This is a genomic window from Streptomyces sp. NPDC085481, from assembly GCF_044541845.1.
In the GTDB taxonomy this organism is placed as follows: domain Bacteria; phylum Actinomycetota; class Actinomycetes; order Streptomycetales; family Streptomycetaceae; genus Streptomyces.
Window position 1 is genome coordinate 106690 of the sequence record NZ_JBITTJ010000016.1, and the last position, 13851, is coordinate 120540.

7 protein-coding genes are annotated in these 13851 nt (G+C 70.5%); 6 read left to right on the plus strand and 1 reads right to left on the minus strand.

The window, feature by feature from the left end; translation table 11 throughout:
• Positions 1–271 precede the first annotated feature (271 nt).
• The 6 genes from ACIGEZ_RS28965 to ACIGEZ_RS28990 all read left to right on the plus strand — a co-directional run bounded on the left by ACIGEZ_RS28965 (position 272) and on the right by ACIGEZ_RS28990 (position 13125).
• A complete protein-coding gene (locus ACIGEZ_RS28965) occupies positions 272–4558 on the plus strand; it encodes a discoidin domain-containing protein (protein WP_399836650.1) in 4287 nt (1428 codons plus the stop codon).
• A 14-nt stretch (positions 4559–4572) separates the two neighbouring features.
• Positions 4573–7974, plus strand: coding sequence for a CARDB domain-containing protein (locus ACIGEZ_RS28970; RefSeq protein WP_399836653.1), 3402 nt, complete (start codon positions 4573–4575; stop codon positions 7972–7974).
• 201 nt (positions 7975–8175) lie between these two features.
• The gene (locus ACIGEZ_RS28975) at positions 8176–9591 is read left to right on the plus strand and encodes an extracellular solute-binding protein (protein WP_399836656.1); all 1416 of its coding nucleotides are present in this window, start codon (positions 8176–8178) and stop codon (positions 9589–9591) included.
• A gap of 17 nt (positions 9592–9608) precedes the next feature.
• Positions 9609–10532, plus strand: a complete 924-nt coding sequence (locus ACIGEZ_RS28980) for a carbohydrate ABC transporter permease (RefSeq protein WP_399836907.1) — start codon at positions 9609–9611, stop codon at positions 10530–10532.
• Between the two features lie 17 nt (positions 10533–10549).
• On the plus strand, positions 10550–11425 hold the full coding sequence (locus ACIGEZ_RS28985; protein ID WP_399836658.1) for a carbohydrate ABC transporter permease: 876 nt from the start codon (positions 10550–10552) through the stop codon (positions 11423–11425).
• 38 nt (positions 11426–11463) lie between these two features.
• Positions 11464–13125 (plus strand): glycoside hydrolase family 13 protein, encoded by a 1662-nt coding sequence (locus tag ACIGEZ_RS28990; protein ID WP_399836661.1) that lies wholly within the window; start codon positions 11464–11466, stop codon positions 13123–13125.
• Here ACIGEZ_RS28990 and ACIGEZ_RS28995 read toward each other — a convergent pair.
• Entirely contained in the window at positions 13115–13771 is a 657-nt protein-coding gene (locus tag ACIGEZ_RS28995; RefSeq protein ID WP_399836663.1) for a DUF4232 domain-containing protein, read from the minus strand. The two genes, ACIGEZ_RS28990 and ACIGEZ_RS28995, sit on opposite strands and share 11 nt — an antisense overlap.
• Between the last annotated feature and the right edge of the window lie 80 nt (positions 13772–13851).

The window sequence follows — 13851 nt, forward strand, 5'->3', positions numbered from 1 at the left end:
CCACGCGCCCCGCTCCTTGTAGGAATGTTTCGCTAGTTGTCACAGAACTTGCGGACATTCCCGGAGCGGGGCGCTTCTTCTTTGCCCGTACCTGCTCATCCGTGCCTGGTCGCGCCTGATCAGTGGCGGAGAGCAGCGCCCGTACGCCCCCGGCCCGGTCAACTCATTCGTCCCGGGCTGTAGACGACTTGACAGTCCTCTGGAACTCTCTGAGCGTTCAACGCAAGGAATGAACAGCAGCATGTTTCCTTCGAGTTGAGATCGAGGACTGATGAGAATCCGCAACCGATGGTCAAGGAGCCTGGGCGCGGTGGTCGTGTCCAGCCTCCTGATGCTCGGCGGTCCCCTCGCGACCGCGCGGGCCGCGGGAGGACCGAACATCGCACTCGGCGACACCGCCTCGGCGAGCAGCTCCCACAGCCCGTACGCCGCCCCGAGCATCACCGACGGCGACCAGGGCACCTACTGGGAGAGCTCCGGATCGGCCTTTCCCCAGTGGGTGCAGGCCGACCTGGGCACCACCGAGCGGGTGGACGAGGTCGTCCTGAAGCTGCCGGCCGGCTGGGAGAGCCGCAGCCAGACCCTGTCCGTGCAGGGCAGCGCCGACGGGACGAGCTTCGCCACCCTGAAGAGCTCCGCCTCGTACACCTTCAGCCCGGGCGCCGGGAACACCGTCACGGTCGGCTTCCCCGCCACCCGCACCCGGTTCGTCCGGATCGCCGTCACGGCCAACACCGGCTGGCAGGCCGCCCAGCTCTCCGAGCTCGAGGTGCACGCGGCCGACGCCTCCTCGGTCAACCTGGCCGCCGGGCGCACCCTCACCGCCGGCAGCTTCACCGACGTGTACACGGCCGCCAACGCCAACGACGGCAACCGGTCGAGCTACTGGGAGAGCGCGAACAACGCCTTCCCGCAATGGCTCCAGGCCGACCTCGGCTCCGCCGTCCGCGTCGACCGGGTCGTACTGCGCCTGCCGGACGGCTGGGGTGCCCGCAGCCAGACCCTGAAGATCCAGGGCAGCACCGACGGCACCTCCTTCACCGATCTGACGGCCTCCCAGGCGTACGCCTTCGACGCCGCGAGCGGCCACTCGGCCACGATCGCCTTCGACGCCACCACCACCCGCCACATACGCGTCCTCGTCACCGCGAACACCGGCCGGCCCGCCGCCCAGATATCCGAGCTGGAGATCTACGGGCCGGCCACCGGTGACACCCAGGCGCCGACCGCCCCGGCGAACCTCGCCTTCACCGAGCCGGCCTCCGGCCAGATCAGGCTCACCTGGAACGCCTCCTCGGACAACGCCGGCGTCACCGGCTACGACGTCTACGCCAACGGGGCCCTTCTCACCAGCGTGGCCGGCAACGTCACCACGTACACCGACAACCGTCCCGCCGGCCAGACCGTCTCCTACGCGGTGCGGGCCAAGGACGCGGCCGGCAACCAGTCCGGCGACAGCAACACCGTCACCCGCATCGGCGACGCGGGCGACACCCAGGCACCGACCGCCCCGGCGAACCTCGCCTTCACCGAGCCGGCCTCCGGCCAGATCAGGCTCACCTGGAACGCCTCCTCGGACAACGTCGGCGTCACCGGCTACGACGTCTACGCCGGCAACACCCTGCGGGCAAGCGTCGCCGGCAACGTCACCACCTACACCGACACCCAGCCGGCCACCAGCACCGTCACCTACCTCGTACGGGCCAAGGACGCGGCCGGCAACCAGTCCACGGCGAGCAACGCCGTGACCCGCAACGGCACCGGCGGCACCGGCTCCGACCTCGCCGTCGGCAAGCCGATCAGCGCCTCCTCCACGGTCCACACCTACGCCGCGGAGAACGCGAACGACAACGACCCCGCCACCTACTGGGAGGGCGCCGGCGGCAGCTACCCGCAGACCCTCACCGTGAAGCTCGGCGCCAACGCCGACCTCGACCGGCTCGTCCTGAAGCTGAACCCGGACGCGGTCTGGTCGGCCCGCACCCAGACCGTCGAGGTCCTCGGCCGGGAGCAGAACGCCACCGGCTTCACCGGACTCGTCGCCGCCAAGAGCTACGCCTTCGACCCGGCGAACGGCAACAGCGTCACCGTCCCGCTCTCCGCGCGCGTGGCCGACGTCCAGCTGAGGTTCACCGCCAACTCCGGCGCCCCGGCCGGCCAGCTCGCCGAGCTCCAGGCGATCGGCGTCCCCGCCCCCAACCCGGACCTGACGGTCACCGCGCTCACCGTCGCGCCCGCCGCGCCGGTCGAGTCGGACCCGATCACCGTCACGGCCACCGTCCGCAACAGCGGCACGCTCGCCGCCCCCGCGAGTGCCGTGGCGCTGCGGCTCGGCGGCACCAAGGTCGCCACGGCGCAGGCCGGCCCCCTCGCGGCCGGCGCCCAGACCACCGTCAGCGCCTCCATCGGGGCCCGCGACGCCGGCTCCTACCAGCTCAGCGCCGTCGCCGACGAGGCGAACGCCGTCATCGAGCAGAACGAGTCGAACAACACCTACACCAGCCCCACCGCCCTCGTCGTCAAGCCCGTCTCCAGCTCCGACCTGGTCGCCGCCTCGGTGACGACCACCCCGTCCAGCCCGGCCGCCGGCGACGCCGTCTCCTTCAGGGTGGCGGTGAGGAACCAGGGCACCGTGGCGAGCGCCGCGGGCGGCCACGGCGTCACCCTCACCCTGACCGACGCGCAGGGCGCCGTGGTCAAGACCCTTACCGGCTCCCACACCGGCACTTTCGCCCCCGGCGCCACCGCCGACGTGACCCTCGGCAGCTGGACCGCGGCCAACGGCTCGTACACCCTGAAGGTCGTCCTCGCCGACGACGCCGAGGAGCTGCCGGTCAAGCGCGCCAACAACACCTCCACCCAGGCCCTCTTCGTCGGACGCGGCGCGAACATGCCGTACGACATGTACGAGGCGGAGGACGGCACGGCAGGCGGCGGGGCCACCGTGGCGGGACCCAACCGCACGATCGGCGACATCGCAGGCGAGGCCTCCGGACGCAGGGCCGTCAGCCTGGACGCGACCGGCGAGTACGTCGAGTTCACCACCCGCGCCGACACCAACACCCTGGTCGCCCGCGTCTCGCTGCCCGACGCCCCGGGCGGCGGCGGCATCGACTCCACGATCGACGTGTACGTCGACGGCGTCCTGAAGAAGGCGCTCCCCGTCACCTCCAGGTACGCCTGGCTGTACGGCGCGGAGACCGCACCCGGCAACTCCCCGGGCTCGGGCGCCCCGCGCCACATCTACGACGAGGCGCACCTGATGCTCGGCGAGACCGTGCCCGCGGGCAGCAGGATCAGGCTGCAGAAGGACGCCGCCAACCCGCACCCGTACGCGATCGACTTCGTCAGCCTGGAGAAGGTCGCGCCGGTCGCGAACCCCGACCCGGCGACGTACACCGTGCCCGCCGGATTCAGCCACCAGGACGTGCAGAACGCGCTGGACAAGGTGCGCATGGACAGCACGGGCAAGCTCGTCGGCGTCTACCTGCCGCCCGGCGACTACCAGACGTCGAGCAAGTTCCAGGTGTACGGCAAGGCGGTCCGGGTCGCCGGCGCAGGTCCCTGGTACACCGTCTTCCACGCGCCGTCGGCCCAGGAGAACACCGACGTCGGATTCCGGGCCGAGGGGACGGCGAAGGGCTCGCTCTTCAAGGGCTTCGCCTACTTCGGCAACTACACCTCGCGCATCGACGGCCCGGGCAAGGTCTTCGACTTCTCCAACGTGACGGACATCGTCATCGACGACGTCTGGAACGAGCACATGGTCTGCCTCTACTGGGGCGCCAACACCGACCGGGTCACCATCAAGAACTCCCGGATCCGCGACATGTTCGCCGACGGCATCAACATGACCAACGGTTCCACGGACAACCTGGTGACCAACAACGACGCCCGGGCCACCGGCGACGACAGCTTCGCGCTGTTCTCGGCGATCGACGCGGGCGGCGCGGACATGAAGAACAACGTCTACGAGAACCTGACCACGACCCTCACCTGGCGGGCCGCGGGCGTCGCCGTCTACGGCGGCTACCACAACACCTTCCGCAACCTCCACATCGCGGACACGCTCGTCTACTCCGGGATCACCATCTCCTCGCTGGACTTCGGCTACCCCATGAACGGCTTCGGGACCGACCCGACGACCTTCGAGAACGTCTCGATCGTGCGGGCCGGCGGCCACTTCTGGAACGGCCAGACCTTCCCCGGCATCTGGGTGTTCTCCGCCTCGAAGATCTTCCAGGGGATCAGGGTCGACCACGTCGACATCGTCGATCCCACCTACAGCGGGGTGATGTTCCAGACGAACTACGTCGGCGGACAACCGCAGTTCCCCATCAAGGACACCGTCTTCACGGACATCTCCGTCACCGGCGCCCGCAGGAGCGGTGACGCCTACGACGCGAAGTCCGGCTTCGGCCTGTGGGCCAACGAGATGCCGGAGTCGGGCCAGGGCCCCGCGGTCGGCGAGGTCACCTTCAACGGGCTCGAACTGAGCGGCAACGCCGTCGACATCCGCAACACCACGTCCACCTTCAGGATCAACGTCAATCCGTGAACGGAGACTCCACGATGAGAGGCACACGCGTGGGCCCACGCTTGCTGGTGGGCCTGGTGACAGCGGCCTTGCTGGCCGCCGGGCTGATGTCCGCCCCCGCGAACGCGGCGACGGACAGGGCGGCGGACGCCGCGGCGGAGGCCAACCTCGCCCTCGGCCGCACCGCCACCGCCGGCGGCGCCCACGGCGGCTACCCGGCGGCCAACGTCACCGACGGCAGCCAGCAGTCGTACTGGGAGGGGCCGGCCGGCTCCTTCCCCCAGTGGGTGCAGGTCGACCTCGGCGCGAGCACCCGCGTCGACCGGGTCGTGCTGAAGCTGCCCACGGGCTGGGAGCCGAGGACGCAGACCCTCGGCGTCCTCGGCAGCGCCGACGGCGCGTCCTTCACGACCCTCGACGCGGCGCAGCCGCGCGGCTTCGACCCCTCGGCGGCCAACGCCGTGAGCATCGCCCTGAGCTCGGCGAACGCCCGCTTCGTCCGCGTTCAGGTGTCCGCCAACACGGGCTGGAACGCGGCCCAGTTGTCGGAACTGGAGATCTACGGGGAGGGCGGGGACGGCGGGGGACCGGTGGACCCGCCCGCCGAGGGCACGAACCTGGCCCGCGGCAAGCCGATCGAGGCGACGTCCAGCACCCAGAACTACCTGGCGACCAACGCCAACGACGACCGCCTCGCCACCTACTGGGAGTCGGCGGGCTTCCCCGCCTCCCTCATGGTGAAGCTGGGCGCCGCCGCCGACGTACAGGCCGTCGTCGTCAAGCTCGACCCGGACCCGGTCTGGGGACCGAGGACGCAGTCGCTGCAGGTCGAGGGGCGGGCCGAGTCGGCCACCGGCTTCACCACCCTGAAGGCACGCACCGACTACGCCTTCAGCCCCTCCTCGGGGCAGAACTCCGTCGTCATCCCGGTGACGGGCCGGGTCGCCGACGTCCGGCTGACCTTCTCCTCCAATACCGGGGCGCCCGGCGCCCAGGTCGCCGAGCTCCAGGTGCTCGGTACCCCGACGCCCCAACCCGACCTGGTGGTCACCGACCTGACCTGGTCGCCCGCCTCGCCCTCCGAGACGGACCCGGTCACCGTCCGGGCCACCGTCCGTAACGCCGGCACCGCGCCCGCGCCCGCCACCACCGTGAACGTCAGCGTGGAGGGCACCGTCGCCGGGTCCGCCCCGGTCGCCGCGCTCGCGGCGGGGGCGTCCACGACGGTGGACGCCGCCGTCGGACGCCGGCCCATGGGCGCCTACTCCGTCTCCGCCGTCGTCGACCCGACGGACACCGTCGCCGAGCTGGACGACACCAACAACAGCAGGACCGCCTCGGAGAAGCTGACCGTCGGCCAGGCGCCGGGCCCTGACCTGCGGGTCACCGCCATCACCACCAACCCCGCCGCACCGCCCGTCGGCGCGTCGGTCTCCTTCACCGTCGCGGTCCACAACCGCGGCACCAGCGCCGTCCCGGCCGGCACCGTCACCCGCCTGACGGTCGGCACCACCACCCTGCAGGGCACGACGGGCACCGTCGCCGCCGGCCAGACCGTCAGCGTGGCCGTCGGCGGCACCTGGACGGCCACCAGCGGCGGGGCCACGCTGACGGCCACCGCCGACGCCACCGGCACCGTCGCCGAGACCGACGAGGGCAACAACGTCTTCGCCCGCTCGATCGTCGTCGGACGCGGGGCGGCCGTACCGTACACGGAGTACGAGGCGGAGGACGCCCGCTACCAGGGCACCCTGCTCACCGCCGACCGCAAGCGGACCTTCGGCCACACCAATTTCGCCACGGAGTCGTCCGGCCGCCGCTCGGTGCGCCTGGACACGACGGGGCAGTACGTGGAGTTCACGTCCACCGACCCGGCCAACTCGATCGTCGTGCGCAACGCGATACCGGACGCGGCGGCCGGCGGCGGCACGGAGGCCACGATCAGCCTCTACGCCGACGACGTCTTCGTCCGCAAGCTGACCCTGTCCTCGAAGCACAGCTGGCTGTACGGCACGACGGATGACCCGGAGGGGCTCACCAACCGCCCCGGCGGCGACGCCCGGCGCCTGTTCGACGAGTCCCACGCGCTGCTGTCCCGGTCGTATCCGGTGGGCACCAGGTTCCGGCTGCAGCGCGACGGCGACGACCGGGCCGCGTACTACGTCCTCGACCTGGTCGACCTGGAGCAGGTGGCGCCGCCCGCGGCCAAGCCGGCCGAGTGCGCCTCGATCACCCAGTACGGGGCCGTGCCCAACGACGGGATCGACGACACCGACGCCCTCCAGCGTGCCGTGACCGCCGACCAGAAGGGGGAGATCGCCTGCGTCTGGATCCCGGCCGGACAGTGGCGCCAGGAGCAGAAGATCCTCACCGACGACCCGCTGGACCGGGGGCAGTTCAACCAGGTCGGCATCCGTGACGTGACGATCCGGGGGGCCGGCATGTGGCACTCCCAGCTCTACACGCTCACCCCGCCACACCAGGCGGGCGGCATCAACCACCCGCACGAGGGCAACTTCGGCTTCGACATCGACGACAACACCAGGATCTCGGACATCGCCATCTTCGGTTCCGGCACCATCCGGGGCGGCGACGGCAACGCCGAGGGCGGCGTCGGCCTCAACGGGCGCTTCGGCAGGAACACCCGGATCAGCAACGTGTGGATCGAGCACGCCAACGTCGGCGTCTGGGTGGGGCGCGACTACTCCAACATCCCCGAGCTCTGGGGCCCCGGCGACGGCCTGGAGTTCACCGGGATGCGCGTCCGCGACACGTACGCCGACGGAATCAACTTCGCCAACGGCACGCGCAACTCGACGGTCTCCGACTCGTCCTTCCGCAACACCGGGGACGACGCCCTGGCCGTCTGGGCGAGCAAGTACGTGAAGGACACGTCGGTGGACGTCGGCCACGACAACCACTTCCGCAACAACACCGTCCAGCTGCCCTGGAGGGCCAACGGCATCGCCGTCTACGGCGGTTACGGCAACACCATCGAGAGCAACATCGTCTCCGACACCATGAACTACCCGGGGATCATGCTGGCGACCGACCACGATCCGCTGCCCTTCTCGGGGCAGACCCTCATCTCCGACAACGCCCTGCACCGCACGGGCGGCGCGTTCTGGAACGAGGACCAGGAGTTCGGCGCCATCACGCTGTTCGCGCAGGGCCAGGACATCCCCGGCGTCACCATCAGGGACTCCGAGATCCTCGACTCGACGTACGACGGCATCCAGTTCAAGACGGGCGGCGGAGCCATGCCCGGCGTGCGGGTCACCAACGTCCGTATCGACGGCTCGGTCAACGGCTCCGGCGTGCTCGCCATGAGCGGCGCCCGGGGCAGCGCGACGCTGTCGGGCGTGACCATCACGAACTCGGCCGAGGGCGACGTCGTCGTCGAGCCGGGGTCGCAGTTCGTCGTGAGCAGGAGCTGAGGGGCACCCCGGCAGGACCCACGGGGCAAGGCCGGTGCAGCCGTTCCCACGGCTTGCACCGGCCTTGCGCGCGTTGAGGATTGCGTTGCACTGTCGAGCATTTACGAAATCAGCGCGATATCTTGCGCCCCCTTGTCGAGGGTGGTTGAGTGTGGCGCACCCCACCCCACGCCACTTTCAGCCCGAAGGGGACGACCACCCATGAGAGTTGACCGGATCCGCCGTACCCGCCGCGCCAGCGCGGTCGCGCTCGTCTCCGCCCTCACCCTGACCGCCCTCGCCGCCTGCGGCACGAGCAGCAGCGGCAACGGCGGCGGCGGTTCCGAAGGCAGCGCGTCCATCGACCCGTCCGCCCCGCTGGACCCGAAGACCAAGGTGACGATCACCATCGACTGCATGCCCCCGGTGGCCAAGGCGGCCGAGCTCAAGGAGTGGAAGGAGGACGTCGCCGAGTTCAACAGGACCTACCCGAACGTCACCGTCGAGGGCCGCTCCACCCCCGGCCAGTGCCTCGAGCCGCCGCGCTTCACGGCCATGCTCAAGGCCAAGTCCCAGCCGGACGTGTTCTACACGTACTTCACCGACCTGCCGCAGGTCCTGGACAACGACGGTGCCGCCGACATCAGCGCGTACGTCAACGACAAGACCGTGCCGCTCCTGAAGGACATCGACCCGAACGTCCTCGGCTCGCTCCGCCACGACGGCAAGCTCTACGGCCTGCCCACCAGCAACTACACGATGGGCCTGCTCGTCAACCGCAAGCTGTTCACCCAGGCCGGCCTCGACCCCGACAACCCGCCGCGCACCTGGGACGAGGTCCGCACCGCCGCCAGGAAGATCGCCGGCCTCGGCCACGGCATCGCCGGCTTCGGCGAGTACAGCGCCGGCAACACCGGCGGCTGGCACTTCACCGCCCAGATGTACAGCCTCGGCGGCGACGTCGTCGACGCGAGCGGAAGGAAGGCCGCGTTCGACAACGAGCTCGGCAGGCAGGTCGCGACGAACCTCCACGCGATGCGCTGGGAGGACGGCAGCATGGGCAAGACCCAGCTGCTCAAGTGGGGCGACCTCCAGAAGCAGATCGCCACCGACAAGCTCGGCATGTTCCTCGCCGCCCCCGACGACATCGCGTACATGGTCCAGCAACTCGGCGCCTCGTACGAGAACTTCGGCATGGGACCCATCCCCGGCGCGAAGAACACCCTGGCCGGCGGCAACAACTACATGATCAAGAGGGGCATCTCCGGCGACAAGATCAAGGCCGCGATCGCCTGGCTCTCCTTCAAGAACCTCACCGTCGGCAAGGGGCAGTTCGACTGGGCCCGCACCAAGGCCGACAAGCTCCCCGTCGGCGTCCCCCAGCCCAACTTCTGGCTGAACGACTCCAAGACGAAGGACGACGCCGCCCGCACGCAGCACGCGACCATGCCCGTCGCCAACTTCAAGGCCTTCATGGACAACCCCGTCCCCGGCAAGGCCGAGCCGCCGAAGGCCCAGGAGGTCTACAAGGTCCTCGACAACGTCATGTCCGGCATCCTCACCAACAAGGACGCCGACATCGACAAGCTCCTCGCCACCGCCGCGGCTCAGGTCGACCAGGTCCTGGCCCACGAGTGAGCGCCCTCCCGACCCGGCTGGGCGCGGCACGGCCGGCCGCGCCCGCCGGCCGCGCCCGGCGCCGTACGCCCTTCGCCAAGAGCCTGCGGCGCAACCTCACCGCGCACGGCTTCCTCGTCGGCGCCGTCGTCTGCTTCGCCCTCTTCTCCTGGTACCCGATGCTCCGGGAGTTCCTCCTCGCCTTCCAGAAGACCGAGAACGGCCGCACCACCTGGGCCGGCCTGGACAACCTCGGCACCGTCGCGAACGACCCCGCCTTCTGGCAGGCCTGGCGCAACACCCTCCTGTTCACCGCACTGGCCCTGATGCTCGGCTTCGCCGTGCCCTTCGTCGCCGCCCTCGTCATCAACGAGTTCCGTCACGGCCAGGGCTATCTGCGGCTCCTCGTCTACCTGCCGGTGATGCTCCCGCCGGTCGCCTCGGTGCTGCTCTTCAAATACCTCTACGACCCCGGATACGGGCTCCTCAACGAGCTGTTCCGGCTGCTGCACCTGCCCGAGCAGCAGTGGCTCCAGGACCCCGACCTGTCCATGCTCTCGGTCGTGCTCGCCGCCACCTGGATGAACATGGGCGGTGCCACCCTCATCTACCTCGCCGCCCTCCAGGGCATCCCCGGCGAGCTGTACGAGGCCGCCGAACTCGACGGCGCCGGACTGATCCGCAAGATCTGGCACGTGACGATCCCGCAGACCCGGCTGATCCTCTCGCTGATGCTGCTCATGCAGGTCGTCGCGACCATGCAGGTCTTCGTCGAACCCTTCCTGCTCACCGGCGGCGCCGGACCGGAAGGATCCACGACCACCGTCGTCTACCTCATCTACCAGTACGCCTTCAACTTCAACGACTACGGCGCCGCGGCCGCGCTCGGCCTGCTCCTGCTCGTACTGCTCGCCGGGTTCTCGGCGTCGTACGTGAAGCTCAGCCGCGCCGAAGACGACTAGGACCGGGGGAGACCGGCATGTCCACACGCACCCTCATCGCGCCGGGCCGGCTCGCCAGGCCGCGCGGCAAGGCCGCCTACCGAGCCGCCCTCGCCCTCGTGCTCGCCGGCTTCACCCTGGTCTTCCTCGGCCCGCTGTACTGGATGGCCTCCAGCGGCCTCAAGGACACCCAGGAGGTCGTGGCCACCCCGCCCACCCTCGTCCCCGGCAGCTTCGCACCGGAGAACTACAGCCGCGCCTGGGAGGTCATGGACCTGTCCTCGCTGCTCCTCAACACCCTCTACTACGCGCTCGGCGCCCTCGCCTTCCAGCTCGTCCTGGACGTCGCCGCCGCCTACTCGCTCTCCCGGCTGCGCCCCGTGCTCGGCAGGGCGATCCTCGGCATGATGCTCGCCACCCTGATGATCCCGGCGACCGTGCTCGTCGTCCCCCAGTACCTCACCGTGCTCGACGTGCCGATCGTCGAGCGCAACCTGCTCAACACGCCCTGGGCGATCTGGCTGCCCTCCGTCACCAACGCCTTCAACATCTTCCTGCTGAAGCGCTTCTTCGACTCGATCCCGCGCGAACTCCTCGACGCGGCCGCCATGGACGGCGCGAGCCCGCTGCGCGTCCTGTGGTCGATCGTGCTGCCGGTCTCCCGCCCCATCCTGGGCGTGGTGTCGATCTTCGCGGTGGTCGGCGTATGGAAGGACTTCCTCTGGCCGATGCTCACCCTGCCCGACCCCGCGAAGCAGACCCTCAACGTCGGCATCTACTCGCTGTCCAACGGCGTCCCGGTGAACGTGCTGATCGCCGCGCTCACCATCGCCTCGGTGCCGACCCTGGTCATCTTCCTGATCTTCCAGCGCAACATCATGAGCGGCCTGACCGCGGGCGGCATCAAGGGCTGAGCCCCGGCCGACTCCCCTCTCCCCGAAAGGACCGCCACGTGGCAGCCCCTCACACAGCGCGCACCGACGACTGGTGGCGAGACGCCGTCATCTACCAGGTGTACCCCCGCAGCTTCGCCGACGGCGACGGCGACGGCACCGGTGACCTCGCGGGCGTCCGGGCGAGACTGCCCTACCTCGCCGAACTCGGCGTCGACGCCGTCTGGTTCACCCCCTGGTACGTCTCGCCCCTGGTCGACGGCGGCTATGACGTCGCCGACTACCGCACGATCGACCCCGCCTTCGGCACCCTCGACGAGGCCGAGAAACTGATCGCGGAGGCCGCCGCACTCGGCATCCGTGTCATCGTCGACATCGTCCCCAACCACGTCTCCGACCGGCACGCCTGGTTCCGCGCCGCCCTGGCCGCCGGACCCGGCAGCGCCGAGCGCGCCCTCTTCCACTTCCGCCCCGGCCGCGGCGAACACGGCGAGCTGCCGCCCAACAACTGGCCGTCCCAGTTCTCCGGACCCACCTGGACCCGCGTTCCCGACGGCGAGTGGTACCTCCACCTGTTCACGCCCGAGCAGCCCGACCTGAACTGGGCCCACCCCGCCGTGCGCAGGGAGCACGAGGACGTGCTCCGCTTCTGGTTCGAGCGTGGCGTCGCCGGCGTCCGCATCGACTCGGCGGCCCTCCTCGCCAAGGACCCCGCGCTCGCCGACCTCGAGGAGGGCGTCGACCCCCACCCGTACATCGACCGGGACGAACTCCACGACATCTACCGCTCCTGGCGCGCGATCGCCGACGCCTACGGCGCCGTCTTCGTCGGCGAGGTCTGGCTGCCCGACGCCGAACGCTTCGCCCGCTATCTGCGCCCCGACGAGCTGCACACCGCGTTCAACTTCTCGTTCCTGGCCTGTCCCTGGGAACCGGACCGGTTGCGCCGCACCATCGACGCCACCCTCGCCGAACACGCCCCCGTCGGGGCCCCCGCCACGTGGGTCCTCTGCAACCACGACGTGACCCGCACCGTCACCCGGTACGGCCGCGCCGACACCGCCTTCGACTTCGCCACCAAGACCTACGGCACCCCCACCGACCGGGACCTCGGCACCCGCCGCGCCCGCGCCGCCGCCCTGCTGACCCTCGCCCTGCCCGGCTCGGTGTACGTGTACCAGGGCGAGGAACTGGGCCTGCCCGAGGCGGAGATCCCGGCGGACCGGATCCAGGACCCCATGCACTTCCGCTCCGGTGGCACCGACCCCGGCCGCGACGGCTGCCGGGTCCCCCTGCCCTGGACCGCCGACGCCCCCCACTACGGCTTCGGCTCGCCCGTCGAACCCTGGCTGCCGCAGCCCGCGGACTGGGCCCGTTACGCCGTCGACCGCCAGGCCGCCGAACCCGGCTCGATGCTCGCCCTCTACCGCGCGGCCCTGCGCCTGCGCCGCACCGAGGAGGGCTTCGGGGACGGCCCCCTGACCTGGCTCCCCGCCGAGGACGGCGTCCTGTCCTTCGCCCGGGAGCACGGCCTGCTGTGCGTGGCCAACCTCTCCGGCCGGCCTGCCGCCCTCCCGCCCCACCACCGCGTCCTGCTGACCAGCGGCCCCCTCGCGCCGGACGGAGCGCTGCCGCCGGACACGGCGGTGTGGCTGAGGACGGAGACGGAGACGGAGAGGGACGCGGACAAGGATCCGGGCACGGATGCGGCTACAGGCTGAGCGCGTCCTCGGCGTTGTCCATCCACGGGGTCACGGAGTTCTTGTCGGGGGAGACGTAGAGGCCGGGAGTCGATGCCTTGAGCGGCGTCTGCTTCAGGTCGGAGTCGGTGGTCATCGTCATGGCGATCGAGTTCACCGTCTTCCCCTTGCCGTCCTTGAGCCCGCCCATCAGTCCGGCGTACGCGGACTTGCCGGGCTCGAGTCGCAGGGCGTCCTCGATGGAGGGCGCCTTCAGCCGCTCCGTGGCCGCTCCGTCCAGGTCGCCGAAGGTCACGACCGGGTGCCCGATCACCCGGCAGGCCTTGCCGCTCTTGTTGGTGACCTTCAGCAGGTAGCTGGAGGTGGTGGCGTCCGCCTGGTTCGCGGTGAACGTCACGTCGTAGGTGCTGCACGGGAAGACGTCGTAGTCGGGGTCGGCCGACTCGGTGGCGGTCGGGGTGGCCGGCTTGGCGGTCGTCGTCGGCTTCGGCGTGGTCGGCGGCGTCGTCGGGGCGGCGGTCGCCGTCGGGCTCGCGGTCTTCGTCGGGGTCGCGCCCGGGCCCCCGCCGCTGCCGGCGGCGCCGTCCTCTGAGGGCCCGCAGGCCGTCAGGAGGAGCGCGGCGGAGGCGGCGGTGACGGCGAAGGTGGCTCTGCGGATGGTGCTCATGGTGGTCTGCCCCCGAGGTGAGAAAGCGCGGCGTGCGCTCGACTGAGCTCAGCTTCCCGCGGATTCTTCACGGTTCGGTG